Origin of the sequence: Rhizobium sp. BK529, from assembly GCF_014194105.1 — a bacterium.
Classification (GTDB): Bacteria; Pseudomonadota; Alphaproteobacteria; order Rhizobiales; family Rhizobiaceae; genus Rhizobium.
The window spans coordinates 17,954-44,693 of the sequence record NZ_JACIAU010000002.1 but is presented as its reverse complement, the minus strand read 5'-3'; the positions used below and the strand labels follow the sequence as shown (position 1 = coordinate 44,693).

22 protein-coding genes and 2 pseudogenes are annotated in these 26,740 nt (G+C 60.0%); 10 read left to right on the top strand and 14 right to left on the bottom strand.

Features of this window, described 5'->3' with window-relative positions; all coding sequences use genetic code 11:
- Positions 1-12: 12 nt before the first annotated feature.
- From FHX08_RS17360 to ugpB, 7 genes are all read right to left on the bottom strand, one after another.
- Entirely contained in the window at positions 13-810 is a 798-nt protein-coding gene (locus FHX08_RS17360; protein ID WP_132654453.1) for an HAD-IIB family hydrolase, read from the bottom strand.
- A complete protein-coding gene (locus FHX08_RS17355) occupies positions 810-1,592 on the bottom strand; it encodes a DeoR/GlpR family DNA-binding transcription regulator (RefSeq protein ID WP_132654451.1) in 783 nt (260 codons plus the stop codon). The genes FHX08_RS17360 and FHX08_RS17355 overlap by 1 nt, the downstream gene beginning before the upstream one ends.
- A 9-nt stretch (positions 1,593-1,601) precedes the next feature.
- Positions 1,602-2,336, bottom strand: a complete 735-nt coding sequence (locus tag FHX08_RS17350) for a glycerophosphodiester phosphodiesterase family protein (protein WP_245508296.1) — start codon at positions 2,334-2,336, stop codon at positions 1,602-1,604.
- Positions 2,337-2,397: 61 nt separating this feature from the next.
- Positions 2,398-3,465 (bottom strand): sn-glycerol-3-phosphate import ATP-binding protein UgpC, encoded by a 1,068-nt coding sequence (locus FHX08_RS17345; protein WP_132654449.1) that lies wholly within the window; start codon positions 3,463-3,465, stop codon positions 2,398-2,400.
- 1 nt (position 3,466) lies between these two features.
- Entirely contained in the window at positions 3,467-4,315 is an 849-nt protein-coding gene (gene ugpE / locus FHX08_RS17340; RefSeq protein ID WP_132654447.1) for a sn-glycerol-3-phosphate ABC transporter permease UgpE, read from the bottom strand.
- A gap of 11 nt (positions 4,316-4,326) precedes the next feature.
- On the bottom strand, positions 4,327-5,211 hold the full coding sequence (gene ugpA / locus FHX08_RS17335; protein WP_132654445.1) for a sn-glycerol-3-phosphate ABC transporter permease UgpA: 885 nt from the start codon (positions 5,209-5,211) through the stop codon (positions 4,327-4,329).
- A gap of 64 nt (positions 5,212-5,275) precedes the next feature.
- Positions 5,276-6,601, bottom strand: a complete 1,326-nt coding sequence (ugpB, locus tag FHX08_RS17330; RefSeq protein WP_132654444.1) for a sn-glycerol-3-phosphate ABC transporter substrate-binding protein UgpB — start codon at positions 6,599-6,601, stop codon at positions 5,276-5,278.
- Between the two features lie 965 nt (positions 6,602-7,566).
- Between ugpB and FHX08_RS17325 the strand changes: the two genes are divergently transcribed.
- Positions 7,567-7,872: a hypothetical protein gene (locus FHX08_RS17325; RefSeq protein WP_132654442.1), complete on the top strand. Its 306-nt coding sequence runs from the start codon at positions 7,567-7,569 to the stop codon at positions 7,870-7,872.
- A gap of 401 nt (positions 7,873-8,273) precedes the next feature.
- A pseudogene (locus tag FHX08_RS17320) lies at positions 8,274-9,013 on the top strand (LacI family DNA-binding transcriptional regulator); the annotation flags it as partial.
- Positions 9,014-9,123: 110 nt separating this feature from the next.
- On the opposite strand, the gene FHX08_RS17315 reads toward FHX08_RS17320, so the two are convergent.
- Positions 9,124-10,416 (bottom strand): MFS transporter, encoded by a 1,293-nt coding sequence (locus FHX08_RS17315; protein ID WP_132654440.1) that lies wholly within the window; start codon positions 10,414-10,416, stop codon positions 9,124-9,126.
- A 172-nt stretch (positions 10,417-10,588) separates the two neighbouring features.
- Here FHX08_RS17315 and FHX08_RS17310 point away from each other — a divergent pair, with 172 nt between their 5' ends.
- Positions 10,589-11,854, top strand: coding sequence for a glycerate kinase (locus tag FHX08_RS17310; RefSeq protein WP_132654438.1), 1,266 nt, complete (start codon positions 10,589-10,591; stop codon positions 11,852-11,854).
- Between the two features lie 35 nt (positions 11,855-11,889).
- On the opposite strand, the gene FHX08_RS17305 is transcribed toward FHX08_RS17310, so the two are convergent.
- A complete protein-coding gene (locus tag FHX08_RS17305; RefSeq protein WP_245508295.1) occupies positions 11,890-12,729 on the bottom strand; it encodes an urea carboxylase-associated family protein in 840 nt (279 codons plus the stop codon).
- A 160-nt stretch (positions 12,730-12,889) separates the two neighbouring features.
- Between FHX08_RS17305 and FHX08_RS17300 the strand changes: the two genes are divergently transcribed.
- Entirely contained in the window at positions 12,890-13,759 is an 870-nt protein-coding gene (locus tag FHX08_RS17300) for a LysR substrate-binding domain-containing protein (RefSeq protein WP_132654434.1), read from the top strand.
- Positions 13,760-13,767: 8 nt separating this feature from the next.
- Here FHX08_RS17300 and FHX08_RS17295 read toward each other — a convergent pair whose 3' ends face one another.
- Entirely contained in the window at positions 13,768-15,336 is a 1,569-nt protein-coding gene (locus FHX08_RS17295; RefSeq protein WP_245508294.1) for a diguanylate cyclase domain-containing protein, read from the bottom strand.
- A 429-nt stretch (positions 15,337-15,765) separates the two neighbouring features.
- Here FHX08_RS17295 and FHX08_RS17290 point away from each other — a divergent pair, with 429 nt between their 5' ends.
- From FHX08_RS17290 to FHX08_RS17270, 5 genes and pseudogenes are all read left to right on the top strand, one after another.
- A complete protein-coding gene (locus FHX08_RS17290; RefSeq protein ID WP_132654432.1) occupies positions 15,766-16,794 on the top strand; it encodes an ABC transporter substrate-binding protein in 1,029 nt (342 codons plus the stop codon).
- 44 nt (positions 16,795-16,838) lie between these two features.
- Positions 16,839-17,717 (top strand): ABC transporter permease, encoded by an 879-nt coding sequence (locus FHX08_RS17285; protein WP_132654430.1) that lies wholly within the window; start codon positions 16,839-16,841, stop codon positions 17,715-17,717.
- Positions 17,693-18,433, top strand: coding sequence for an ABC transporter ATP-binding protein (locus tag FHX08_RS17280; RefSeq protein ID WP_132654428.1), 741 nt, complete (start codon positions 17,693-17,695; stop codon positions 18,431-18,433). Before FHX08_RS17285 ends, FHX08_RS17280 begins: the two co-directional genes overlap by 25 nt.
- Before the next feature lie 18 nt (positions 18,434-18,451).
- Positions 18,452-19,828 (top strand): LLM class flavin-dependent oxidoreductase, encoded by a 1,377-nt coding sequence (locus FHX08_RS17275; RefSeq protein WP_132654426.1) that lies wholly within the window; start codon positions 18,452-18,454, stop codon positions 19,826-19,828.
- An 88-nt stretch (positions 19,829-19,916) separates the two neighbouring features.
- Positions 19,917-20,981: pseudogene (locus FHX08_RS17270) on the top strand (LLM class flavin-dependent oxidoreductase); the annotation flags it as partial.
- Between the two features lie 140 nt (positions 20,982-21,121).
- On the opposite strand, the gene FHX08_RS17265 reads toward FHX08_RS17270, so the two are convergent.
- A complete protein-coding gene (locus FHX08_RS17265; RefSeq protein ID WP_132654424.1) occupies positions 21,122-22,705 on the bottom strand; it encodes a DHA2 family efflux MFS transporter permease subunit in 1,584 nt (527 codons plus the stop codon).
- A gap of 24 nt (positions 22,706-22,729) precedes the next feature.
- Positions 22,730-23,941, bottom strand: coding sequence for an HlyD family secretion protein (locus FHX08_RS17260; protein ID WP_132654422.1), 1,212 nt, complete (start codon positions 23,939-23,941; stop codon positions 22,730-22,732).
- Between the two features lie 136 nt (positions 23,942-24,077).
- Here FHX08_RS17260 and FHX08_RS17255 point away from each other — a divergent pair, with 136 nt between their 5' ends.
- A complete protein-coding gene (locus tag FHX08_RS17255) occupies positions 24,078-24,725 on the top strand; it encodes a TetR/AcrR family transcriptional regulator (RefSeq protein WP_132654420.1) in 648 nt (215 codons plus the stop codon).
- A 170-nt stretch (positions 24,726-24,895) separates the two neighbouring features.
- Here the strand turns inward: FHX08_RS17255 and gfa are convergent, their stop codons facing one another.
- Both gfa and FHX08_RS17245 read right to left on the bottom strand, forming a co-directional pair.
- Positions 24,896-25,468, bottom strand: a complete 573-nt coding sequence (gene gfa / locus FHX08_RS17250; protein WP_132654418.1) for an S-(hydroxymethyl)glutathione synthase — start codon at positions 25,466-25,468, stop codon at positions 24,896-24,898.
- A gap of 199 nt (positions 25,469-25,667) precedes the next feature.
- On the bottom strand, positions 25,668-26,693 hold the full coding sequence (locus FHX08_RS17245; protein ID WP_132654416.1) for a substrate-binding domain-containing protein: 1,026 nt from the start codon (positions 26,691-26,693) through the stop codon (positions 25,668-25,670).
- Positions 26,694-26,740 lie beyond the last annotated feature (47 nt).

The following is a 26,740-nucleotide window of genomic DNA, read 5'->3' as shown; positions in this document are numbered from 1 at the left end:
ATTATACCGGCTTCAGGCTTTTGTATGTCTGGCGGCAGCGAGAATGGTTGCCCCGATATCCGCAAAACCGAGACCCGCCGGACGGTTCGAAATCCATCGAGGGGCATGGGGTAGCTGCGGCAATACCGACAGGACATTGTTCACGCCGAAAGAGTTGCCGATGTAGCCGAACATCGGTGCATCGTTGCGGGAATCGCCGACAAAGGCCGTCACCCGCGCAACGTCGTCCGGACTCACGCCGAACTCATGGATGAGGACACGTTCACTCATTGCGCGCTTGTCGTAGTTGCCAATCCACGTGTTGATGTGAACCGAGCTGACGGCAACCGTTGCCCCACGGGCGCGCAGCGACCCCGCGAGACGGTCAACCTCCGCCGCAGGGTGGCCAACGATATCGACGGCGACGTCCGCCAGCCGAAAGGCTTGATCGTGCGCAATCTCAAACGGCAGGCCCTCCCGTGCAATAATGTCGACCACAGTTTCGAGATGACGCCGTTGCCGCTCGCTTTGGGTTGCCTGCCCCTCCCAATAGTCGAAGACCACATTGCGTCCGCGGCGGAACACGGCGTAGGCGCCGCTTTCGCCGACGACGGCCCTGACGGGCCAGGCGCGGACAATGTGCTCGCACCAGCCCGCCGAACCGCCCGTGACGGGAATGACGGCAATGCCGGCATCGTTCAGATCCCAAAGCACCTGATAAGTCTCAGGCAACAACTGCCCTTCGGTTGTGAGCGTGTCGTCAATATCAGTAAAGAGAAAGCGGACGCCCCTTAGTTCGTCTGCAGATGGCGCTCGATCAACAAAAGTCATCAATTTTCCTCGTCGCTCGTGACGATTTCGACGCCGCTTGCGGCAAGTGCTTGCCGGCTCTGCACATCGCTTGGCAGGCGGTCGGTGTAGAAGCGGTTGAGTTGCTTGAACGGAGCGACGCGAACAGCTGCCGTTCGCTCCCATTTACTGACGTCAGCAACGAGAAAACGCGTTTGCGAATTCTCGATCAGCGCATTGGTGATCTGCGCCTCGCCGTAGCTGAAATCCATGATCCCGTTGGCTGCGCTCAGCGCACCGGCGCCAAAGACCGCGTAATTGGCGTAGAACTTCTCGACGAACTTGACGACATCGGCCCCGACCACGTCGCGGTCGTCGTGGCGCAGCAGCCCTCCCGTCAGATGCACTTCCACACTCGGCGCATCGCAAAGGGTCAGCGCGACATGGATATTGTTGGTCACCACCGTGAGGCCCTTGTGGTCGCGAAGCGCCTCGGCCACAAACTGGACCGTGCTGCCGATCCCGAGAAAAACCGTTGCATCGGGGCCGATATCGCTCGCCAGGCGCCTGGCAATCGAGCGCTTGGCCCGCTTATTGAGTTGGGCGCGCGCATTGAGCGAGATGTTGCTACCCTCGACGGGAAGATCCACTCCGCCATGAAATCGCCGTGCGAAACCAAGGTCGCACAAGGTGTTGATATCGCGGCGGATTGTCTGCGTCGTCAGGTCGTAACGGCGCGCGAGCTCCTCGATGAACTGGGTTCCTTCATTTTCGATCAGCGTCAGGATTTCACGCTGTCGCGCCGAGATCGTGCGCTGCGCCATCGGCCGTTCCTACTTCAGAAAAAGGCTCGGATCGTCGGTTATCACGCCAGTCAGTCCAGCCGACCAGAAGGATGTCAACAGACGGGGATCATTGCAGGTCCACGCACGCACTTTGATGCCACGACTGGCTGCATCTTCCAGGAAGCCGATGCTCAGCGATTTGTAGAGGAGATGGATCGTCCGTGCCGGCACGGCTGCAAGGCGGTCCGCCCAATCCTCGGGCAGCTTGCTCCAAAGCATCGCGAGATCATAGCTCGCGTCCAGTGCATGCATCGCCCTCAATGCGTCCGGATCGAAGCTGGAGATCATCACCTGTGTTTGAGCTGCGCGGTTTTGCAGGTGCTCGTGGACTGTCCTGGTCAGGTGCTCGAGCGATGTCTGATGCGGATGCTGCTTGATCTCTACGTTGATGTTAAGACCGAGGCGCCCCAACTCCGGCACGACATCGGCAAGCAGCGGGATCCTCTCGCCCTTGAACGCCTCTCCGAACCACGAGCCTGCATCGATCCCCGAGAGATCGGCGGCAGTCATGTCCTTGAGGTGCCCCTTCGAAGAGGTACAGCGGTCCACGGTCACGTCGTGAATGACGACGGCGGTTCCATCGCCTAGAAGCGCCACGTCCAGTTCAACCCATTGGGCGCCCTGTTCAGCAGCTGCCTTGAATCCGGCGATGGTGTTTTCGGGTGCGACGGCAGATGCGCCGCGATGCGCCTGGATCTCGTTTCTTGCTGGGCCCGTAGCCATTCGGTGCTCTGTCATCATGTCCACTTTTCAAAATGAAGATCGGTATCGTTGACGTTGTTTACTATGCTGCGACGTGTGGGGACTTATCTGTTCGTTTGCCTGTCTGGCGATCGAAAAGATGAAGAGCTGAAGCGCGAATATAGACGGGGATCCTGGCGGCTTCGCTGAGGTCTGGTCGTCCAGGCACCGTCAGAACGGCCGTCTGATTACTATCACCCAAGCGGATGTGCAAATGACTTTCGCCACCGATCGGCTCCAGCAGCTCCACCGTCGCACCGAGGCGGATTGAAGGCTCACTCGGCTTCTCTGTTAAGATGTCGTCGGGTCGGATGCCGATCGTGTCCGTTCCGGCCGGCAGCTTCAGCAATCCACCATCGTCGGCTTGCATGAGGAGGTCGAGCGGCAGGATGTTCATTGGTGGCGAGCCGATGAAGCTCGCGACAAAAAGGCTGGCAGGACGGTCGTACACATCAACAGGTGTTCCTACCTGCTCGACAAGGCCGCCGTTCATCACCACGAGGCGATCTGCCAAAGTCATCGCCTCGAGCTGGTCGTGGGTGACATAGATGCTGGTCGTCTTCAGTCGGCGTTGCAGGCGGCGAATTTCCACCCGCATCTGCACCCTCAGCTTGGCATCGAGGTTGGACAGCGGCTCGTCGAAGAGGAAGGCGGCCGGCTCGCGGACGATGGCCCGTCCCATGGCGACGCGCTGGCGCTGACCGCCAGACAGTTGGCGCGGCTTGCGCTCGAGCATCGGGCCGATCTCCAGGATATCGGCGACCTCTGCGATCCGGCGATCGATTTCCGCCCGTGGCGTGCCGCGGTTCTTCAGGCCGTATTCCAGATTCTTGCGCACGCTCATATGCGGATAGAGCGCATAATTCTGAAACACCATGGCAATATCCCGTTCGGCAGGCTCTGCCCTGTTGACGTTGCGTCCGCCGATCTGGATCTCACCGCCGCTGACTGTTTCCAGCCCCGCAATCATTCTCAACAGGGTCGATTTTCCACAGCCCGACGGCCCAACCAAAACGATGAATTCGCCATCTGCGACCGAAAGATTGATGCCTTTGACCGCAGGGACCGAACCATAGCTCTTCTTGATGTCGATTATATTGATCGTTGCCATTTCATTTCTCCGTTTCGACCAAGCCCTTAACGAAAAGGCGCTGCATGGCGACGATGACGAGGACAGGGGGAAGAGCCGCCAGAATGACGGCCGACATGACGAGGTTCCAGCGTGGCTCTGCATCAGCGACGGCCGCCATGCGCTGAATTCCCATCACCACGGTATAGAGACTCTGATCGGTGGTGACGATCAACGGCCAGAGATACTGGTTCCAGCCGAGCACGAAGAGGATGATGAAGAGCGCGGCGATGTTGGTAACCGATAGCGGCAGGAGGATGTCCCAGAAGAATTTCATCGGACCCGCGCCATCGACGCGAGCCGCCTCCATCAGTTCGTCGGGTACGGTAAGGAAGAACTGACGGAACAGGAATGTCGCCGTGGCCGACGCAATCAACGGGACGATAAGGCCGCCGTAATTGTTGAGCATGCCGAGATCCGCCACAACCTTGTAGGTCGGGACGATCCGAACCTCGACCGGCAGCATCAGAGTGATGAAGATCATCCAGAACGCCAGATTCCTGAACGGAAATCTGAAATAGACGATCGCGAATGCCGACAGGATCGAAATGGCGATCTTGCCGACTGCGACACCGACTGCCATGACCAAGGAGTTCAGCATCATCGGGCCGATGGGCGGCGCGCCCGCATTCGTCATGCCGGCGCTCAGCATCGTGGAATAGTTTTCGATCAGGTGCGAGCTCGGCGTGAGCGGCACGACACCAGAGAGAAAGTCATTGGACCCATGGGTCGATGCGATGAAGGCGACATAGACTGGGAAGACTACGACAACGACGCCGACAATTAGAACCAGATGGGCAAGGAAAGTAAGAAAAGGACGATTTTCGACCATTGCCGTGACCCTCAATACTGAACGCGCCGCTCGATGAATCGGAACTGGATGGCCGTCAGCGCGACGACGATCAGCATCAGGATCACGGATTGGGCGGCCGAAGAACCGAGATTGAGGCCGATGAACCCGTCAAAATAGACCTTGTAGACGAGGATTTCGGTCGCCCGTGCGGGACCGCCTTGCGTCGTTGCATGGATAATGCCGAAAGTATCGAACATCGCGTAGACGATGTTGATGACGACGAGATAGAAGGTCGTCGGCGAGATCAGCGGCAAGACGATCGTCCAGAAGCGTTTGAGGGGACCCGCTCCGTCAATAGCTCCCGCCTCCTGCAGCGATTGCGGTACGGACTGAAGCGCGGCCAGAAAAAACAGGAAATTGTAGGAAATCTGCTTCCAGGTCGCGGCGATGACGATGAGCACCATCGCATCGTTCGGATTGATCAGATGGTTCCAATTGACGCCCATCGATCGCAACAGGTAGGCAATGATGCCGATCGATGGATTGAACATGAACCACCACAGAATGCCCGCGATCGCGGGCGCCACGGCATAAGGCCAGATCAGCAGGGTCGAATAGACCCGTGAGGTGCGCAGCACGCGGGTTGCCGCCGCTGCCAGGATCAGGGCGATCGATGTCGACAATGCTGTGACCAGAACGGCAAAGACCAGAGTATGGCCGAAGGCGTCGAGATAGAGTGGATCGGCAAACAGCCGTCGGTAGTTGTCAAACCACACGAAGCTGGTTTTGAAGCCGAAGGCGTCCTGGCGCAGAAATGATTGCCAGAACGCCGTTGCGGCTGGCCAAAGAAAGAAGACGACGGTCACAAGGATCTGCGGGGCAATCAGCAGATAAGGCAAAAGCTTGCCTGGAAAGACAGTCCGTTTGGTTTGCATAAGTCCTCACGTCCCGATGGGTTTGTGGAAAGGGCCGGCGCAAAAGCCGGCCCTTGGGTGCGGACTATTGATTGGAGGACTGGAAGTCGCGAAGCTGTTCGTTGCCGCGTGCCACGACGGAATCGAGCGCTTCCTTGGCCGTTTTCTTGCCCGACAGAAGAGCGGCAAATTCATCGTCGATGATGCCGCGGACCTGTACGTAGTTTCCGAAGCGGATGCCCTTCGAATTTTCCGTAGGGGTTACGCGCGTCAGCTGCTTGATGCCGATATCAGCGCCGGGGTTCTTGTCGTAATAGCCCTGCTCCTGTCCGAGCTTGTAAGCAGCTTCGGTGATCGGCAGGTAGCCGGAGAACTGATGCCAGTCGGCCTGGACTTCGGGCTTTTGCAGATAGCTGTAGAACTTTGCGACACCCTTGTATTCTTCCTCGGGCCGCCCCTTGAGCGTCCACAGCGTGGCACCGCCGATGATCGAGTTCAAAGGCTGCTCGATGACATCATTATAGTATGGGAGAGGCGCAAACCCGACTTCGAAGCCCTTGGCATTGTTCACGACACCAGCCCGGCCTGCGGACGAATTCATGTACATGGCGCATTCCTGCGAATAGAACATCGGCGGGGCGTTATCGCCGCCGCCAGGCCCGCCGAACTTGAACAGGCCTTCGTCCTGCCATTTTTTCAGATTGCCCCAATGGCGAACCGTCAGCTCGTTGTTGAAGGTGAATTCGGCGTCGAGACCACCAAAACCGTTGGCCTTGGTCGAATAGGGCTTGTCATGCAGTGCATTGAGGTTCTCGGTCTGGATCCAGGAGATCCAGGCGCTAGTAAACCCGCATTTGGCCGCGCCCGATTGCATGATCTTGCGCGAAAATGCCTCGACATCGGCCCAGGTCTTAGGTGGCGTTTGAGGATCAAGTCCCGCTTTTTTGAAGACATCCTTGTTGTAATACATGATCGGGGTCGAGGAATTGAACGGCAAGGACAGGACATTTCCGTTCGTGTCCGAATAATATCCTACGACGGGAGCGATGAACTTGCTCTGGTCCCAAGCTTCCCCTTCGTCCTTCATGAGTTCGTAGACGGGATAGATGGCGCCTTGCGCTGCCATCATCGTTCCGGTTCCCACCTCGTAGACCTGAACGATTGCCGGCTGCTGGTTGGCGCGGAAAGCAGCAATGGCTCCGGTAAGGGTCTCGTCATAGGTTCCCTTGAAGACGGGGACGATCTCATAATCGGTCTGCGACGCGTTGAAGTTCTTGGCGATTTCCTCAAGCTTGGCGCCGTTCTCGCCACCCATCGCGTGCCACCATTGTATCTTGGTCGCCGCCATGGCTGGCACAGTCAAAGACAGGCTGAGCAGGCCCGCAGACAGATAATAAGCAGCCTTATTCATCTCTCACTCCCAATGTTGATGTTTGGAGCCTCCCGCTCCGAACGCCGCACAACCCTACCAGCTGACCTTCCTATTGCAACAAGGAAATGTTCAAATGAACATCTTCGACACGTCTTCGAGCAAAAGAAGCGTCAAAACGCGGGGAATATGTTGGCATTAAGGAGCAACATCCCCCCTGGCTGAAAACGGGAAGCTCTCTGGAGGGTGCCGGCCCAAAGAGCGAAGACCGGAATGTTCAAATGAACATTGGCGGCGGGAACATTTCGGACTACTGTATCCACTGTCGCGCCGTTGCCATTGCGACGGCGTCTCGGTGTCATTGCCGTCCCCTGCGGGCCTTACTAGGTGCTTGATTGAGCTTTGGGAGATATGACTTGCCTGCCGCTGGACGGCGGACTGCGCATTTAGCAGGAATGAATTTCGGTCCGATGTCGTCCTATGCGGCGTTTGGACAGATTGAGGTGATGGCGCATGATGAAAATCGCTCGGAGCAGAAATCGGGGCGTTCTCACACGATCGCGGCGGCGTCAGCCAGACGAATGCCATCGACGACGACTAGTTCCGGCGGAATACGATTCCTCCACCGCACACGTCCGCCGCTGGGCAGCCCCCTCCGCCGATTCCCAATATTCGGCCTGAGGTACCGGTGCAGCTGATCGCGCCGCTGGTAACGCAACGAATGGGCGCGGAGACAATCGCTTCTGATGGGCCGCGCAGTGCTTTAGTATATTCCGGGCCTGGCGCACGGGGAGGTGCGTCAGAGGGCGGCGTCAACGGACCACCGCCCGGCGTCTGGGGTCGCATCTTTGGCGCCAACAGCGATCTTGGTCCCATCGGGCGTTATTTTGAGGGTTGCGCCGATACTGACGGAGGGTCTGCCTTAAAAGGCGCACGATTTGAACGAACAAACGCCGTGCTCACGCATTTATATTCCATGGGGCGTTTGAGACTAAATGGAGAATGCCATGAAGAAAATTATTAGCAGTCTGTTGATCGCGACGGCCCTGCTGGGCGCAGCCATTCAGCCTGCTGCCGCGCGCGACCATCATCACCACGACAATACGGGGCGCATCATTGCCGGCGGCGTTGCCGCAGGTGTTGTGGGCGGCCTGGTCGGTGGTGCGCTCGCCAATAGCGGACCGCGTTATGTCGAGGGTCCTCGTTATTATGATGCAGGCCCGCCGCCTCCGAGATGCTGGTATGAGGACCGTGATGTCCGGAACCATTACGATGGCGGCTATCATACGGAAACAGTGCGGGTCTGCGACTAGCCATCCGCCGACCCATGGCCGGTTAACCCAGGTCTTGTAGCGGCGCTGGCTCGATCATTCGTCACTGCCGCTGAACTCTGCCCCTTTGTCGAGATTGCATCCGGCAATCTCGACTTTCCACGACAGCTGAGATCAACGAGCGCCGCCGTCCGTCGCTGCGAAATCTGATGCCTTTGCGAGCGATTTTATTCCTCTGTCATTCGCGTCGAGAACGATGTCGATACTTGGCTGGTCAACGGCTCGCGGAGCCTCTTTTCAACGGTCCGCGTCCTCACGCCGGCTCCTTAGCGATGCCTTTCGTTCCTCCGGAAAATCCCGCGGAATTCAAAGCCAGCGCTTTCGTCGGTGCTCGGGTGTCGATTTACTGCCATTGCTTCTCTATACAGTGGTAGGGAAAGCCGATGAGCAACGGCCCGTAATGAACGACACGAAGGCGACGAAAAAAGACCGCATGCGCTTCGTGAGCGCCGAACCGGTGGCGCAACTCGCCGGCGTTTCCCGCTCGGCGGTCTCGCGTACACACCCGGGGCAAGCGTTGCGCCGGCAACGCGCGAGAAAGTGCTGCGCGCTTTCGAGGAGCTCGGCTACCACGTCAACGATCTCGCGCGGCGTACTTGCGAACCAGAGTCGCCTCGTCGGTTGCCACCAGCCGGAAGTCGGCTTTCGTGCGCATCTCGCCGCAGCACTTGCCAAATTACTTATTCAGCGTGGCAGCATCCCTATCCTCATCGATACCGGCCAGACCGAAGACGAACTACTGCTCGCCCAGAAGATGCTGATCGGCCGTCGCGCAGAAGCAATCGCCATTTCTCCGGCTGACCGCCCGCAAGTTCCTTCCAGCTCGCGCAGCGCAACGGTCAGCCGCCATCGTCATCGGCTGTTCCGAACCGGACGCCAATCATGTGCGTGCCGAAATTCGGAAGCCTCGCGCAAGGCGGCAACAGTGTTTTTCGAGGCTGGACCGCGCCGGTTGGCGGTCGCCGGCTCCAACACGGGCACGCCGAGCATGATCGAGCGCGAAAGCGCTTTCTTGCCGATCGCCGAAGGACTCGACGCCGAGGTCTTCACTCGGTCGCCGAGCGGATTCGGATTACGAGAGCGCATGACCGCGGGCCGCGCGCCGTTTTCGAAAACCGTGCGCCGGACGTCGGAGAGGCTTCCTCCTAGGCGCCGCCATACGCTTCCCCGGCAGCCCGTCCCATGCAAAGAGACCCGGCACCGTTCGTGCCGGGGCTTTCGACATTAAAACCCTCAAGCGCCGCGTGGTACGGCGTCACGCTGTTTGCGCGCCATCATCATGGCAACCGCAAATACGAGCAGGGCGCCGGCGGCAAGGCAGACCGCCAGGAAGAACATCGGCGCAATCGTGCTTCCGGTTTCGTCCTTGATCCATGGCACGGCGTTCTGGGCGATGAAGCCGCCAAGATTGCCGACGGAATTGATGGCGGCGAGACCTGCCGCGGCGCCCGCTCCTTTCAGGAAGCGGGAGGGCAGGCTCCAGAAGACCGGTTGCGGCGCGAAGATGCCGGCTGCAGCAATGCAGAGAAAGATGAACTGTAGCGTGTTATTGGGAAGGAGCGCCGAGAGCAGCAGGCAAGCCGCACCGATGAAGGCCGGGATGACGATATAAGGCGTCTTCGCCTTCACTTTGTCGGCGGCAGCCGGCACCGCCCAGAGGGCGATCGCCACCAGTATCCACGGAATGATATTGAGGAAACCGTTCACGGTGTTGCTGACGCCGAAGGCCTTCACGATGGTCGGCAGCCAATAGCTGAGGCCATAGGCGGCCAGCGGAAAGGCGATGTAGCAGAGCGCCATCAACAGGACACGGGGGTCGATCAGCGCCTTGAAGCCGTTTTCGGCATTGTGGTCCATGCCGGAATTCTCTGATGCGAGCCGGTCTGCTAACCAGCTCTTCTCCTCACCACTGAGGAAGCTCGCATTCTCGGGCCGATCCCAGAGATAGAAGAAGGTAACGACACCGGCGATCACAGCCGGAATACCCGTCGCCAGGAAGACCCATTGCCAACCGGCATGGCCAAGGAAACCATCGAGATCGAGCAGCATGCCGCCAACAGGAGCGCCGACGGCGTTGGCGAGCGCACTGAAGATCATGAAGAGCCCCACCATGCGGCCGCGATAGTCCGACGGGAACCAGAGCGTCAGGAGATAGAGGACACCCGGAAAGAAGCCTGCTTCGCAGACGCCGAGCAGGAAGCGCAGGATATAGAACATCGGCGCGTTCTGCGTATAGGAAAGCAGGATGGTGACGATGCCCCAGGAGACCAGAATACGCGCGAACCAGACACGCGCGCCGAACTTTTCAAGAAACAGGTTGCTCGGCACTTCAAAAAGGAAATAGCCGATGAAAAAGAGAGAGGCGCCAAGCCCATAGGCATATTCGCTCATACCGAGAGCGTCGACCATTTGCAGCTTGGCGAAACTGACGTTCTGACGATCGATATAAGCAATGAGGTAAAGGATTCCGAGGAATGGCATGAGCCGCCAGGTAATTTTCGAGATCAACTGCTGTTCGTTGACCATGCAAATTCTCCAAATGATTGTTGATTTTCCCTTTGATAGATAGCCGCATAGGGACGATTATCAATCGCACCGAACGGAGAGGTGTTGTCGCTGCATTGACAAGCGATATGTCGACAGTCAAGCGTATGAGAGCGGAAGCCATCCTCCTGCCCGTGTCTCCAGAGAGATCATCATGCCCCTGTCCTCCCCCCGCGATTTCCTGACGAGCCTGTTTTCGACAGCCGTGCGCGCCGCCGATCCGCTGACCGGCATCACCGCGCATCTGCCGAAAAAACCAAAGGGCAAGACGGTGGTGATCGGCGCCGGCAAGGGTGCTGCGCAGATGGCGCGTGCGCTGGAAAGCGTGTGGAATGGGCCACTCGAAGGCGTGGTCGCCACCCGCTATGGCTATGGTTGCGAAACAAAACACATCGAGATCATCGAAGCCGCCCACCCCGTTCCGGATGCAGCCGGCCTCGCCGCCTCCAGGCGGCTGACGGAAGCCGTTGCCGGACTGAGCGAAAACGATCTCGTCATCGCCCTGATCTGCGGCGGCGGCTCAGCACTGCTGCCCTCTCCGCCCGAAGGCCTGACGTTGCAGGACGAGATCCTGCTCAACGAGCTGCTGCTCGCCTCCGGCGCGCCGATCTCGGCCATGAACGTCGTGCGTAAGCATCTTTCCACCATCAAGGGCGGCCGGCTTGCCGCCGCGACCAAAGCCCGGGTCGTCAGCCTGATCGTCTCCGATATTCCCGGAGACAACCCCGCCCATGTCGCCTCAGGGCCGACCGTCCCCGACAACTCGACCCGGCATGACGCGCTTCAGATCATACAGCAATACAGTCTCAAGCTCCCGCAGTCAGCCATTGATCATCTGAACTCCTCGAAAGCCGATGCGCCGCGGCCGGACGATCCGGTCTTTGTCCGTCACGAACATCATATCATCGCTTCGGCCGGCGTATCGCTCGAAGCCGCAGCCGCGCTCGCCCGCGCGCAAGGCATTGCGCCGGCGATTCTGTCGGATTCCGTCGAAGGGGAATCACGCGACGTGGCGCTGGTGCATGCGGCGATTGCCCGAGAAGTCGCCGGACGCGACCGGCCGTTCAGCAAGCCGGTTGTCATCCTCTCCGGCGGTGAGACGACGGTGACCTTACGCGCCAAGGGCGGCAAGGGCGGACGCAACGGCGAGTTCGCGCTCGCTTTGGCGCTGGCGATCGACGGCTATGACGGCGTTCACGTGCTTGCGGCCGATACCGATGGGATCGACGGTTCGGAGAAGAATGCCGGTGCCTTTGCCGATGGTGGCACGGTCAAGCGGCTGCGCGCAGCCGGCTTCGGCCCGCGCCACCTGCTCGACACCAATGACAGCTATTCCGGCTTCAAGGCCATCGGCGACCTGTTCGAAACTGGCCCGACAGGCACCAATGTCAACGACTTCAGGGCAATCCTGATCGTCTGACCGCTCGCCTCCGAAAGTCCCCGCGGCTTACCGCTTTACCGGTGCGTTCTCGGGTAGGGATTTGGCTTTGGCGGCGTCCAGTCGGCGAGCGTCGCCGGATCGGCCTTCCAGATTTCGACCTTCAGCGGATGGCAGGCAGCTGCATCGCTGGAATGGCCTGCACCGCAATCGCCACCCGGGCAGGCCGATAAGGCGCCGATAAGATCGATCTCTGCAAAGAATTCGATGAAATCTCCTGGCCGAACGGGACTGGCCTTCATGAAATATCGGTGTGTATCCTTGGTGAAGCCGGTGCACATGAAAACGTTGAGCACATCATGCACATGCATCTCTGCCTGCTCAAGCGGCATGCTCCTGTCGGCGGCAAGCGCTCGGGTCAGGTTCGAATGGCAGCAGTGATGGTAGTTGTCGCCCTTCAGCAACCGGTTGGTATAGGGATCGCAACGGGTGCCGATAACATCATGAACGCCGGCGCCATCATCGTCCCAGCCGTACCAGCCGAGGCTGTCATAGGTGATGGTCGCCATGGGGCGCAGGTATGGCAGCGTGCTCCAGAGACGATCACCGACACCGACATGCGTGGCATGCAGTGCCCTCGTCTTGCCGCTGAAAAACCGTTCGGTGAGATCCGCGGCGTTCCACAGATTGAGGTCGCCGACCTGCGGGCCGTCCACGCTGACGATTCGAAAAAAATGCCCCTGCGGAACATGGAAGCTGCCTGCTTCGCGCGGCGGCACGATCGTTTCACCGACCTTCGTCAATGTTTGGCGGGCTGTCTCAAGAAGACTGAGATCGGCCGACGGCAGTGTCTCGACGGGATAGACGACGACGGGCGGTGCCGAGCGTCGCTCGGCTGCGTCAGAAGGAACTGGCATTTTCGACTGCTTCGGCATCCTGATTTCCGTTTTACTGGCAATCGGCACGCGGCATGCCGCCGCGCCCCACGATAAGTTGCGATCACTCTTAACGAGGCTACGCCTTTGGGCAACCGAGATGATCCTTGCCCTTTGAGCAAGTTTTACTTAGTCATACCATATGAGAAATTTCCCCCTCGCATCGTTGCGGGCTTTCGAAGCCGCCGCGCGCCACGAAAGTTTCGTCAGGGCGGCGGACGAGTTGAATTTGAAATCCGCCGGCATCAGCCAACATGTGAGAGCGATGGAGAACTGGCTTCGCGTTCCCCTGTTTTTGCGCCATAGCCGCGGCGTGACACTGACGGCTGCCGGCAGGGAATTCGGCGCAGCGGCCACGCATGCGCTAGCCCACATCGAAGTCGCCGCTGGGCAATTGCGGCTGGAGGCAAACAGTCGGCCGGTCAGTGTTGCCTGTATTCCTTCCATGGCGGTGCGCTGGCTCATTCCGCAATTGCCTCGGTTGAGAGCGGCCTATCCCGAAATCCGGATCAATATTGTCTATGCGCTCGATGCCAGGACACCGGAGGCGGCAGGCGCCGACCTCCTGATCTGCCACGGCCCCCGGCCGAGTGCCGGCGCGATCAAGCTCCTGAATGCCGAGACCAGACCCACCTGCTCGGCGGGATTTCTCGCTCAGCGCGGTCCGTTTCACGCGCCGGTCGACCTGCTTGCCTGCGAACTCCTGCATGACGAGACGACCGACGCCTGGGCGCGCTGGTTGTCAAGCGCGGGCATTCATTCCGCACCGAAAGCCGGGCCTGTCTTTGCCGATTTCAATCTCATGATCGGTTCGTTGATCAGCGGTCAGGGTATCGGCCTTTGCCCGACTGCGTTGATCGCAGAAGAGATCGCCGCGGGCACCCTCGTTTCCCTCTTCGAAAGGGCGTCCGATATGGACAAGGCCTACTGGCTGATCGAGGCGAAGGGGCTCTCACGCGAGGCAGGAATCCTGCGTGATTGGTTGCTGGTGACAAGACAGGACAATGGCTGACCGCCCGGTCAGGCTTTGGCCCGTTTGAGAACAGGCCCATCCTCCGACATCATCTGCCAAGTGTTGCGACCATCGGCCTTGGCGCGATAGAGCGCCCGGTCCGCCTCCTGCATGAGCGCTTCGCCATCGGACCCGTCGGCGGCGGCAATGCCGATGCTCACTCCAAGCCGGATGGCAAGACCGTTGATGGCGAAAGGCTCCTCGAAGGAGGCGATACAGCGTTCGGCCAGGTCAACCGACTCGGCTCTCTCGCCGGTCATCAGGATTGCAAATTCATCGCCGCCGAGGCGGGCAACCAGATGCTCTCGTGCCTGTATCTGCAGCCGCTTGGCGACACTCTTTAGCACTTCATCGCCGGCCGCATGGCCAAACGTGTCGTTGACGGGCTTGAACCCATCCAGATCCAGATAGCAGATGACGACCTTTTCCCGCTGCCCCGACACAAGCGCACCTGCGAGCGCCTTGTAGAACTGCATTCTATTCGGCAAGCCCGTGAGAACATCATGATGCGCCAAGCGATTGGCTTCGGCCTCTGCAAGAATTCTGTCGCTGACATCGGCCACGGTGAGCAGCAACCGGCGCTCGGAGCCCTCGTAAAGCAGCCGGACATAGATCAGCACATGGCGCTCCAATCCCTCACGCGTCGTCTGACGCCAGATCGTTCGCGCATCGCAGTGACCTTCCAGGTCGAGCAAAGCCTTCTCGAAAGCGTGGACTTCGCCTTCAGCATGCATGTCGCACGCCCGCTTCGACAGAAGGTCCGAACGCTGGAAGCCGTAGAAATCAACGGCTGCCTTGTTGGCCTGAAGAATGGCGAGGCTGTTGCCATCGCATAGAAGCATGGGCATTGGATTGGCATCGAACAATTGGCGGAGCCAGTCCTCCCGCTGCTTGAGGTCGGTAATATCGATACGCATGCCGATCGCGCCGCCGTCGGGCGTGCGCCGGTCGTCGTGGCGCAGCCACCGGCCATCCCGCAACTGCTGCTCCTCTTGCGCAACAGGCTGATGGAATTTCTTCATGCGCTCTCTGAACCAGGCTTCCTTGTCCTCGACAAGTTCGCGCATCTCGCCGCCGGCAAGACTGATCCTCAAAATTTCTTCAAAGGCAATACCGGGCCTAAGGTGCTCCGCAATGTCAGCATAAAGCTCGGCATATTTCTGGTTCCAGAGCACATAGCGGTCACTCGCGTCGAAAACGCAGACCGCCTCCGGCAACATCTCGATGACATAACGCAGGCGCAAATTGGCCTCGCGCGCCGCATAGCCTGCCGGGCGCTCGGCATCGGCAGGTTCGAGGAAAATCACCGTGGCCGCCTTCGTACCAACCGGCCAGTTCATCACCCGCACGCGGCATAGTTGACGATGACCGAAGCGATCGCAGACGAAGGCAGTGGAGACACCCGAAAGCAAGGGCCATTCCGGCATAAATCGGGCGATATCCATGCCGACAAGCCTGTCTTCGAGATGGATAAGCTTCCCGGCTTCATTGACAAAGATGATGCGGCCGGCAGTGTCGAGCACGAGCACCGTCATCGGACATGCCTGCAGGAATGCGAGGATCTCGGCACCAAGCATCGTTATCTCAACCGTAAAGCCGCGTTAGCGGATCTTTCGGACGTGACTTTAACAGCGGAACGTAAAGGAATGTAACCATTCTGCACCGAAGGAGGTTTTCATCTACTCTCCGAAGCAAGACAGGGTTTCTGGAAAGTTAAGAGAAAGTCCGGTTGTAGGTTTATGTTACGAAAGGCTGGGGGATTGTATCGGCTTCGCTGCTCTGACCTCGATCTCATCGAAACTTCAGACCACGTCTTCTCGCCCGTACCGAAACTAAACCTGTCTGCGGCAAGCGACGTCGGCACCCATCTGGTCTTTTCCCTTGGTATGATTTTTCATGAACCGGCGAACGAAAGGAATAAATAGTCTATAGATTCTATAGAAAATTAGACACCCTCTCTGTCATCGCTCCCTGCCCATTGCAACCATAAACGGGAAACATCGACGATGACACTGGCAAAGACATTGGGAACGGCTGTGCTTGGCCTCGGCCTCATCTCCCTCGGCATGTTCGGCAACGCGGTGGCCGAAACGAGCGCACCACTGCTCGACAAGGTGCCACCGGAAACGGTTCTGACAGTCGGTGACCCGGTCACGCAGAAAGCTCTAGAGGTTTCCGGTCTCATTAAGGAACTGACCTTTGAGGTCAAATGGGCCAATCTCAGCGGCGGCCCACAAACCTCGGAGGCCTTCCGCGCCCACGCGCTCGACGTCGGCTCCGTCGCCGAAATCCCCTCGATCTTCGCGAACTGGAACAATCTGCCGGTCCGCAATATCGCCTATCGCGAACGGAAGGACCCGATTGCCAATCCGATCTACCGTTTTGGCATAGCACCCGGTGTCGACGTCAAGTCGCTGGCAGATTTCCGCGGCAAGCGCATCGCCTTCAGCCCCGGCCAGGCGCAGGGCACCCTCGTCCTTCGCGCGCTCCATGCCGCGGGACTGACGAAGAAGGACGCCACCCTCGTCGAACTGCCGAGCACGGGCGATGTCTATCCAAAGGCACTGGCAAGCAAGCAGGTCGATATCGCGCCCCTCGGCGGCGTCTATATCCGTCGTTATATCGCTCAATACGGTCGGGAGGGCGCCACCCTCATCGAACATGGCCTGCGGGACGACCCGTCGCATCTCTATGCACCGCAATGGGTGCTGGATGATCCTGCCAAAGCGGCCGCTCTCGCCCAATATGTCCGCCTCTGGGCACGCGCCACCGAATGGATCGATCAGCATCCCGACATCTGGATCAAGGAATATTATATCGGCCAGCAGGGCCTGAGCCGCGAGGATGCCGAATTTCTCGTCGAGCTCGCCGGCACGCAGGTGATCCCCGATAGCTGGGCCGACGTGAAAAAGCGCCACCAGGACACCATCAACCTGCTGGCTGGAGAGCTCGGCTACAAGCCGTTCGACGTCGAAAAGATCTTCGACAACCGCTTCGAAAAAGTCGCTGCATCCGCTCTGAGCAGGAGCCAGTGACCAGCGTGCCGTCCCAACAGGCATAGATTGAGGAGATCGGAAGCATGGCAACCACTTGGGATGCAGATAACGTCAAGACACGATGGACGTCGGCGCGCGAAAGCGTTGCCGTGCGCGCGGCGCCGAAGCCGGGCCACGCCCGCGCCCGCCGCAGGCTCGGCCCCGGACGCGAAATACCCTTCGGACTGCAGATCGGTCCGGCCCTGCTGGTGCTGGCATGGGTTGCCGGGTCGGGGCTCGGATGGATCGATCCGCGCATTCTCTCGGCACCCTGGACGGTCGTCGAGGCCTTCGGGCGTCTGATCGCCGAGGGCCGCCTGCAGGACAATTTCGTAACATCTGCGACCCGTGCGCTGCTCGGCCTCAGCATCGGCCTGGTCGTCGGCACCGCCCTCGCGCTCATCGCCGGCCTGTCGCGCATCGGCGAGGCGCTAATCGACGGACCGATCCAGATCAAACGCGCTATCCCGACACTGGCGCTGATCCCGCTTTTCATTCTTTGGTTCGGGATTGGCGAAGGCATGAAGGTCACGACCATCGTGCTCGCCGTCGTCATTCCAATCTATATCCACACGCATAATGCCCTGCGCAGCATCGACAGCCGCTATGTCGAGCTCGCGGAAACCCTACGCATGAGCCAGAGGGATTTCATCTTCCACGTCGTGCTACCGGGTGCTCTGCCCGGTTTTCTCCTCGGCCTGCGCTTTGCCGTCACCCTGTGCTGGGTGTCGCTCGTGGTAGTCGAACAGATCAATTCCACCAGCGGCCTCGGCTATATGATCGACCTCGCCCGCACCTACGGCCAGACCGACGTCATCCTCGTCGGCCTCGTGGTCTATGTGCTGCTCGGTCTCGTTTCGGATGGCATCGTCCGCCTCATCGAACGGAGGGCCCTCAAATGGCGCCGCACCCTGGCCAACTGAAACCTGCCGTCCACGTCGAAAAGCTCGTTCGCCGCTTTGCGGCAAAGACGATCCTCGACGGCGTCGATCTCGATATTGGAGAGGGCGAGTTCGTTGCCCTGCTCGGAAAGAGCGGTTCGGGCAAGAGCACCTTTCTGCGTGCCCTTGCCGGTCTCGATCATGAGGTCGAGGGAACCGGCGCGCTGGAGACGCCCGAAAGGCTTTCGGTGGTGTTCCAGGATGCGCGACTGCTGCCATGGCGTACAACCATCCAGAATGTCACGCTCGGTCTGCCGGGCGGCGCCGGACAGGAAGCCGGTCGCAAGGCGCTCGCCGAAGTCGGTCTCGAAGGACGGGAAACGGCCTGGCCAAACCAGCTATCGGGCGGCGAGCAGCAGAGGGTGGCCCTTGCCCGTTCGCTGGTACGGGAGCCGGCCCTGCTTCTCGCCGACGAGCCGTTCGGCGCCCTCGACGCGCTGACCCGGCTGAAAATGCATGACCTCTTGCGCGAACTCTGCGCCAGGCACCGTCCCGCCGTTCTCCTCGTTACCCATGATGTCGATGAGGCGATCTCGCTCGCCGACCGGATCCTGGTGCTCGACGAAGGGCGTTTCGTCGAAGATCTGCACATCGATCTGCCGGCGCCCCGTGATCACGGCGATCGGCGTTTCGCACAAATCCGGACCCAACTGCTTGGCCGGCTCGGGGTGAATGTTCCCGGCCGCCGCGCTGCCTGAAACTCAACGGAGATCATCATGGCTAGTCAGAAAAGACAGATGCGGCTTGGCGCATTCATCATGGCAACGGGCCATCACATCGCCGCCTGGCGCCACCCCGATGCGCAGGCCGATGCCGGCCTCAACATCGATCACTATCGCGAGCTCGCGCAAACTGCCGAGCGCGGCAAATTCGATTTGGTCTTCGTTGCCGATAGCCCGGCCGGCTGGGAGCGGGCAAAAGATCCCGAGGCGCTGCGCCGAACGGCGCAAGGCGCTCATTTCGAGCCGGTCACGCTGTGGGCGGCGCTCTCGCAGGTAACAAGCCATATCGGCTTTGTCGCAACCGCCTCCACCACCTATGAAGACCCCTATCTGCTTGCCCGCAAGTTCGCTTCGCTCGACTATATTTCCAAGGGACGGGCAGCATGGAACGTCGTCACCACGGGAGCGGATGTCTCCAAGAACTTCTCAATCCCCGGACATCCCGCCCATGCTGACCGTTATGCGCGTGCTGAGGAATTCGTCGATCTGGTGAAGGGTTTGTGGGATTCCTATGAGGATGACGCCTTCATCCGCGACAAGGAAAGCGGCGTCTATCTCGATCCCGACAAAGTGCATCAGCTCGACCATAAGGGCCAGTTCTTCACCGTCAGCGGTCCCCTGAATGTCGGCCGCCCGGTTCAGGGTTATCCCGTCATCGTCCAGGCCGGCGCATCCGAACCGGGGCGCGAGCTCGCGGCGCGTACTGCCGAAATGATCTTTACCGCCAACCAGACGCTGGAAGACGCCCAGGAATTCTATTCGGACGTCAAGGGACGGCTTGCCCGCTACGGGCGTAGCTCCGACGAGCTGCTGATCAGTCCCGGCATCTTTCCCGTCCTCGGCGGCACGCAGGCTGAGGCCAAGGCGAATTACGACTACATCCAGTCGCTCGTTCACCCCTCGGTCGCCTGGAATATCCTGTCCCGCCATTATAAGGGCGTCGATCTCTCCGGCTACTCCCTCGACGATCCGGCCCCGCCGCTGCCTGACACGACCGAACTCAACAAGAGCCGTCTGAAACTGGTCACCGACCTCGTCTCCCGCAACAACATGACGCTGCGAGAATTCTATCTGGCGGTCGCCACGGCTCGCGGACATCGCACCGTCGTCGGTACGCCGGAACAGGTGGCCGACGCGATGCAGGAATGGTTCGACAATGGTGCGGCCGATGCCTTCAACATCATGCCGCCGATCCTGCCGACAGGACTGACGGATTTCGTCGATCAGGTCGTGCCGATCCTGCGCAAGCGCGGTCTTTTCCGCGAGGAATATGAGGGCACGACGCTGCGCGAGAACCTCGGCCTGCGGCGTCCCGCAAACGCGCTCGCACTCAAGGCCCGGCAGAGCGAAGCGGCTCGCGCAGCGGGATAGTTTCTTGTTTCTGCCACGCAGGCGACAGGGCTCGAATTGGAGCCCCGTCGCCCATCCTTCGAACCGGTAAAAACCGCAGGCGCATCGCATGAGCAGCAACCCGGAATTCCTCTGTTATATCCCCAATGCCGTCAAAGCCGGCCACCGCGGCGATTCCGCGGTCGAAAACCACAACAGCCTGGAAACGCTGACGAGCCACGCCAAGGCGCTTGAAGAGCATGGCTGGAAGGGCGCGCTCATCGGCACTGGCTGGGGCCGCCCGGACACCTTCACGGTCGCAACGGCTCTTGCGGCCCGCACGACCACTTTCGAACCGCTGATTGCAATCCGCCCCGGCTATTGGCGGCCGGCCAATTTCGCCTCGGCGGCTGCCTCTCTGGATCACCTCACCGGCGGACGCGTGCGTGTCAACATCGTCTCGGGCAAGGACAATCTTGCCGCCTATGGCGACAACGAGGGTGATCAGGCCCATCGCTACGCCCGCACCAAGGAGTTCATGCGCCTGGTGCGAAGGCTCTGGACCGAAGAAAATGTCACCTATGCAGGTGAACATTTCGGGGTCAGCGACTCCACTGTCGTGCCGCGCATCGAAGCCCGCGGAGTGCGCCGTCACCCGAAACTCTATTTCGGTGGGGCATCGGAAGCAGCCGAGCGAGTTTCGGCCACAGAGGCCGATATCCAGCTGTTCTGGGGGGAGCCGCTTGACGGCGTAAGGGAGCGGATAGAGCGTCTGAAGCAGCTTAGCCGCGACCTCGACCGCGATCTGCCGCCGCTTGAATTTGGACTAAGGATCACGACACTCGTCCGCGACACGACGGAAGAGGCCTGGGCCGATGCCGAAGCCAAGGTGGCCGAAATGGCAAAAAATAACGGTGTCGGCTGGCATGATCACCAACGGGCGGTCGCCGTCGGCCAGCAGCGCCTGCTCGACCTGCATCAGCGCGGCGAAGTGCTCGACGACAATCTCTACACCACGCCCGGCAAGTTCGGTGGTGGTGGTGCGGGCACCACCTGGCTGGTGGGCTCCGCTGCGGATGTCGCCCGCTCGCTGCGCAAATACCAGGCGCTCGGCATCAGCCATTTCGTGCTTTCCGACACGCCCTATCTCTCCGAGATCAAGCGCCAGGGGGAGCAACTATTGCCTTTGTTGAGAGTTGTCGCACCCTCCGCCGCGGATCTACAAGCAAGACATCAAGCCGACGTCGCCCAAGCGCTCGCGTGAGCTCACCCGGCCGTCTCCGACCGGTGTTGGTTGCTGCAGATCGTCTGGTTGATATGTGCTGGACAGGTGCCTCAATGGGCGCCTGCGCCTCCGCCAGCCTGTGGCTTTTTGGTGAGAAGCAGAGCAATTGCCGCCAGAGCCAGCACCACGCCGATGACAGCAAACGTATCGCTGAAGCCCATGATCAGCGCCTGGCGCTTGACGACCTGACCAAGCGCGACGATCGCCTTCTGCGATGCGACCGCCGGATCGGTGACACCATGCTGGGTGAAATAACCTGTGAGCTGGGTCAGGCGGTCGCGGACTTCATCACGGGTCAACGTAATCGACTGGCCGATGATGTTGGAATGGAACTGCTCCCGCTTCGTCAGGATCGTGCCGAGCGAGGCCGTGCCGACCGCGCCACCGAGATTGCGCAGCATATTCGTGAGGCCCGAGGCGGCGGCGGCATCTGCGGGCGCAATGCCGGCCGTGGTAATGGCCGTGATCGGGGTCAGCACCAGGGCCTGGCCGATGGCGCGCACAATATTCGGGATCCAGAACTGGTCGCCGGCATTGTTGGCCGAGAGCGTGATGTTCATGAAGCAACTGATCGCAAAGATCGAGATACCAAGGAAGCCGATATAGCGAGCGTCGAAACGCTTCATCAGAACCGGCACGAGCGGGATGAGCAGCAGCTGCGGCAAGCCGGTCCAGGCAAGCACATTGCCGATCTGCTCGGCATTGTAGCGCTGCACCTGGCCGAGATATTGCGGCAGGATATACACCGTGCCGAAGAGCGCCACGCCAACCAGCACATTGACCAAGACGCCGATGCCGAAGTTGCGTTGCGTCAACAACCGCAGCTTGACCAGCGGCTTCTTGACCGTCAGCTCGATCCAGATGAAGGCGGCAAGAAAGACGAAGGCGACGATGCTGAGCTTGACGATGAAGGGCGAGGAGAACCAGTCATCCTTATTGCCTTCCTCGAGCACGGTCTGCAGCGCCGAAAGGCCGATCGCCATGGTGATGATGCCGGCCCAATCCCCTTCCTTCAGGAGATGAAGCTGCATCGGCTGCTTGTCGAGCGTCAAGGCAAGAGCTGCCGCCATGATAAGGCTCGGGATGGTGTTGATGAAGAATATCGTCTGCCATCCGTAATTTTCCGTCAGGTAACCGCCGATCGTCGGGCCGATGGCCGGAGCGAAGGTGACCGACAGGGCAAATATGGCAAGGCCAAGCGGCTGCTGCCCCTTCGGCAGCTTGGTCAGCACCATGGTGAAGGCCATAGGGATCAGCACGCCGCCGGCAAAGCCCTGCAGGCCGCGCAGCAGGATCATCGTGCCGAGGTCATGGGCGAAGGCACAAGCCATCGAGAAGAGCGGGAAGAGGATGGAATTGACGAGAATATAACGGCGGAACGAAAAGACATTGCTGAAATAGGCCGTCAGCGGTATGACGACGATCTCGCCGATCAGGTATGACGTGGAAATCCAGGCGCCGTTGTCGACGCCCGTCCCGATGCCGCCCTCGATATCGAGAAGCGAGGCATTGGTAATCTGGATATTGAGGATCGCCATGAAGGCACCGATCATGCCGGCGAGGACGGCGATCCATTCTTTGGCGCTGGCGCTCGGCTGCGGCGTAGCGCCTGATGTTGCTGCGATACTGGACATGACACGATCTCCTGCCCTCAGCGCTTAGCGGCTGCCGGCATCGGCTTTGGTGTCGATGCTTGGCTGGACGGACATTCCGGGACGTAGATCATCTTTTTCGGTGGCATCGCCATCGAGGACGATCTTGACCGGGATGCGCTGGACGACCTTGGTGAAGTTGCCGGTGGCGTTGTCGGGCGGCAGGAGAGCGAATTCCTGACCGCTTGCCGGAGCAAGGCTGTCGACATGGCCGTGATAGGTGCGGCCTGGGAACATATCGACCTCGATATCGACAGGCTGACCGGCGTGGACGTCGGTGAGCTGCGTTTCCTTGTAGTTGGCGACGATATAAGCGGCCGTCGTCGGAACCACCGCCATCAGCTGCGTGCCGGCCTGGACGTATTGGCCGACGCGCAGGGTGCGATTGCCGACCGTGCCGTCGACCGGTGCAACAATCGTCGCGTAGGAGAGGTTGAGCTCGGCCTGATGCGCAACGGCCTGGTCATGGGCGAGTGTTGCGCGCGCCTGGGCAAGCTCGGCATTCAGGAGATCGACCTGTTTCGCTGCGGCTTCGAGCCCAGCGGTGTCGCGCACGATCGTTGCTTGAGCCGCCGCGATTGCCGAGGCAGCCTGCTGAGCGGTCTGAACCGGCGCATAGCCGCTGGTGGCAAGATTGCTGTAACGCTTGCTGTTTTGCTCGGCAAAAGTCTCATTGGCCTTGTCGACATCGAGTGTGGCCCGGGCGGCAGCAATCGTCGACTGCTGGATATTGAGCGAAGCCTGCTTGGCATTGACGGTCGCTTCGGCAGCTGCGACATCGGCCTTCGCCTGATCGAGTGCTGTGCGGAAATCGCGGTCATCGATGCGGGCGAGCGGCTGGCCGGCCTTGACCGTTTCATTGTCGCCGACGAGAACTTCGGCAAGATAGCCGGAGACTTTCGGAGCGACCGTGGTGCTGTCGGCCTTCACATAGGCATCGTCGGTCGAGACTTCAAAACGGCCGACCGTCCAGTAATTGTGCCCATAATAGGCGGCCGCGGCAATGATGGCGATGGCAGCCACGCCGAGCAGCAGAGAACGGCCGCCGCGCTTGCGGGCTGGTGCTTCCGCAGCCGGGGCAGCGACGGCCGGCTCGATGACACGCGACGTCTTGCCGGCATCGAGCTCTGCGGGCATGGCTTCGGCTGCCGTTTCGGGGGCCGATGCATCGACCGGCGTGGCGTTGTTGTTCAGGGCATGCAGCTTCTTGACGGACATTCTCTCTCTCCTGGTGAAAGGTCGCTGTCATCTCGGCCGCGGCCTTGAAATCTGGCTCAAGCACCATTTAGGAAACTTGATGTTTTCCAAAATATGCGCTAAACAGAAGATGTCAACTGGAATTTGGAAAATCGAGATGGTCCAAAATCACGAAATCGAGAAGAGACCGCGTGGCCGGCCGCAGATCCGCTGCGACGAGGACACACGCAGCGTGATCATCGAGGCCGCCAACAAACAGTTTCACGAGAATGGTTACGCAGCGGCCAGCATCGCCGCGATCGCGCAGGAAGCCGGCGTTTCGACGAAGACGCTCTATCGCCTGTTTCCGACAAAGGCAGATCTGTTTTCCGAAATGGTTTCGGATCGAACCGGACGCTTTCTTCTGGCGCTCGACCCCGGCACGCTTGCAACCGCCGAGCTACGGCAGGGGCTGGAACGCATGCTGATGGCCTATGGCATGCTGACGCTTTCACAGGACACGATTACCGTCACGCGCCTCGTCATCGGCGAATCCGACCGCTTTCCGGAAATCGCCAATTCCTTCTACGAGAAAGCGATCGTCAGAACCAATACGTCTATGGAAAACTGGCTGCGCCGCCAGGTAGAGCACGGGCTGATCAGGCTCGAGGACCCGCACGCAGCCTGCGGCATGCTGCGCGGCATGATGATCATGGAGCCCCAACGCGCGGCCATGCTGCGTCAACTTCCGGCGCCCAATATCGAAGAAATCGCTGCAAGGGCAAGAATGTGCGCGGATATCTTTCTGAAGGGATGTGCCGTTTAGGCGGCGGGAACAGATCAGACGACGGGCATGGCCAGATGATCTGCCGAATATCCGCAGGCGACGGTCAAGCTATCAATCACCGAAATGCCCGCCTCATATCGTGAGCCGTCACAGTGATATGGGAGTACCGCCGCGATACTGGCGGCGGCACCCGGTGAATTTGCGCCAAATCAGGCCGCGAGAACCCCTGCCTTTTTCGCCGTCCAGGTAGCGATCGCGTCCATCAGCGCGGGTGAAAGGCAATCGTAAGGCTCAAGCCCAACCTCCCTGAGCCGCGAGCGTACGGCGCCCATTTTACCGGGGTCGTATCCGCTTTCGATAATTGACGATACGAAGGCCGCAAAGCCGGGTGCTGCCCAACTCTTCTCCTGGAACCGTTCGGGGTGGACGAAGGAAAGGCCCTGGAAGGCATGCTCGCGCTCAACCGGCCCGTACATGTGAACCCCGCATTCCTTGCAGGCGTGCCGCTGGATCAGTGCGGAGGTATCCACGACCGCGAGTTTGTTCCCATTCTCTAGCACCTCGATGTTGCTGGTCGGCGCCACTGCAACCACAGAAAAGACTGCCCCATTCGGCTTCCAGCATTTCGTGCAGCCGCAGGCATGGTTATGGGCAATGTCGCCCTTGACGCGGACTTTTACCGGATTGTTCGCGCAGTTGCATACAAGCGTGCCCCCGGCGAATGATGCATCGGTCGCTCGGTATCCCGAATCCACGATCGGGTGGATCGCTACATTAGTCATGCTTTGTCTCCTTCCCTTCCTGGGCCGAAGCGGGATGCCGCGGCCAAGCCCCATGCATCGGGGCGCCGCCGCGAGGCAATAATCTCTGAAAGCGCGGCGCCGTTCTCTGCCTCGCAATATACGTCTCGCCTTGGGGAGAGTCGAACCGGCCAAGCTCCTGTGCCGCTGCTGTTCGGAAGGCCCTACAGGCGTCCCTCGCTCAAGTCTGGAGCGTCCGCACGGGTCCTGTGGATTCGCGCAGGATGAGCTCGACCGGCCAAAGCTCATGAATTTCCAGTGGTGAACGCCCGGCCAGAAGCTGCAGCACAAGATCGGCGCACCGCGTTCCTGCGGCGCGCATCGACGAACGGGTGGCCGAGAGCGACGGGACCATGTTGTCGGCCGTCAAATAGGGAAAGACGTCATCGTGGGCGATAACCGAAACGTCGCTGCCGACCTGAAGACCGAGTGAACGAGCGGCCCGGTAAACGCCGAGCGCCGTCATCATGGACCCGGCGACAAACGCGGTTGGCGGCTTAGGTTGTTCGAGGAATGATCGCGCAAAACGGAAGCCAAGCTCATCGGTAAAATTGCCGTTGGCGATCAGCTGCGGATCGACTTCGATCCCGTGGCTCTGCAACGCGCTGCGATAGCCGATATCGCGATGCAGTGCATAGGTCGCTCCCTGGCGGCCGTTGATCATCGCGATCCTGGTATGACCAAGATCGAGCAGATGTGAGGTCGCGCGGCGCACGGCCCCTTCATTGTCGATATCGAGCCAAGAGTGCGGCACGTCGATGTCGGAACGGCCATGAACGAGAAACGGCATTCCGAGCTCGTGCAGCAGCGCGATGCGCTGGTCGTTGGGTCGGGGCGAGTGCACGATGATTGCATCGACCCGCTGGCTTTCCGCCAACCGCCTGTAAAGTTGCATCTCGGCATCGTGTTCAGGATCAGCCATCGGAATGACCAGAATGTCGGTGTCTTCCGTCACAAGACGTTCTGCCATACCGGCCATGAACTCCGCGAAATGGAACTCACCGGCGCGCCCCATGACGACGCCGATGGCGCCGACCCGCCCGGTCTTGAGCCTCACGGCGTTGACGTTCGGTCGATAGCCCAGGCGCACCGCCTCCTGAATAACGCGGGCGCGCGTTACCTCGCTCACCTCGGGATACCCACTGAGCGCACGACTGACGGTCGTCGGGGACAATCCAAGTTGTTTTGCGAACTCTTTGAGTTTCATTGACTGAAATGACTTTCACCACCTGCGTTGCCTGGCTCTATACCATC

Coding starts and splice junctions, on each gene's coding strand:
- FHX08_RS17360 (WP_132654453.1), bottom strand. CDS start 810: ATGACTTTTGTTGATCGAGCGCCATCTGCAGACGAACTAAGGGGCGTC.
- FHX08_RS17355 (WP_132654451.1), bottom strand. CDS start 1,592: ATGGCGCAGCGCACGATCTCGGCGCGACAGCGTGAAATCCTGACGCTG.
- FHX08_RS17350 (WP_245508296.1), bottom strand. CDS start 2,336: ATGGCTACGGGCCCAGCAAGAAACGAGATCCAGGCGCATCGCGGCGCA.
- FHX08_RS17345 (WP_132654449.1), bottom strand. CDS start 3,465: ATGGCAACGATCAATATAATCGACATCAAGAAGAGCTATGGTTCGGTC.
- ugpE (WP_132654447.1), bottom strand. CDS start 4,315: ATGGTCGAAAATCGTCCTTTTCTTACTTTCCTTGCCCATCTGGTTCTA.
- ugpA (WP_132654445.1), bottom strand. CDS start 5,211: ATGCAAACCAAACGGACTGTCTTTCCAGGCAAGCTTTTGCCTTATCTG.
- ugpB (WP_132654444.1), bottom strand. CDS start 6,601: ATGAATAAGGCTGCTTATTATCTGTCTGCGGGCCTGCTCAGCCTGTCT.
- FHX08_RS17325 (WP_132654442.1), top strand. CDS start 7,567: ATGAAGAAAATTATTAGCAGTCTGTTGATCGCGACGGCCCTGCTGGGC.
- FHX08_RS17315 (WP_132654440.1), bottom strand. CDS start 10,416: ATGGTCAACGAACAGCAGTTGATCTCGAAAATTACCTGGCGGCTCATG.
- FHX08_RS17310 (WP_132654438.1), top strand. CDS start 10,589: ATGCCCCTGTCCTCCCCCCGCGATTTCCTGACGAGCCTGTTTTCGACA.
- FHX08_RS17305 (WP_245508295.1), bottom strand. CDS start 12,729: ATGCCAGTTCCTTCTGACGCAGCCGAGCGACGCTCGGCACCGCCCGTC.
- FHX08_RS17300 (WP_132654434.1), top strand. CDS start 12,890: ATGAGAAATTTCCCCCTCGCATCGTTGCGGGCTTTCGAAGCCGCCGCG.
- FHX08_RS17295 (WP_245508294.1), bottom strand. CDS start 15,336: ATGCTTGGTGCCGAGATCCTCGCATTCCTGCAGGCATGTCCGATGACG.
- FHX08_RS17290 (WP_132654432.1), top strand. CDS start 15,766: ATGACACTGGCAAAGACATTGGGAACGGCTGTGCTTGGCCTCGGCCTC.
- FHX08_RS17285 (WP_132654430.1), top strand. CDS start 16,839: ATGGCAACCACTTGGGATGCAGATAACGTCAAGACACGATGGACGTCG.
- FHX08_RS17280 (WP_132654428.1), top strand. CDS start 17,693: ATGGCGCCGCACCCTGGCCAACTGAAACCTGCCGTCCACGTCGAAAAG.
- FHX08_RS17275 (WP_132654426.1), top strand. CDS start 18,452: ATGGCTAGTCAGAAAAGACAGATGCGGCTTGGCGCATTCATCATGGCA.
- FHX08_RS17265 (WP_132654424.1), bottom strand. CDS start 22,705: ATGTCCAGTATCGCAGCAACATCAGGCGCTACGCCGCAGCCGAGCGCC.
- FHX08_RS17260 (WP_132654422.1), bottom strand. CDS start 23,941: ATGTCCGTCAAGAAGCTGCATGCCCTGAACAACAACGCCACGCCGGTC.
- FHX08_RS17255 (WP_132654420.1), top strand. CDS start 24,078: ATGGTCCAAAATCACGAAATCGAGAAGAGACCGCGTGGCCGGCCGCAG.
- gfa (WP_132654418.1), bottom strand. CDS start 25,468: ATGACTAATGTAGCGATCCACCCGATCGTGGATTCGGGATACCGAGCG.
- FHX08_RS17245 (WP_132654416.1), bottom strand. CDS start 26,693: ATGAAACTCAAAGAGTTCGCAAAACAACTTGGATTGTCCCCGACGACC.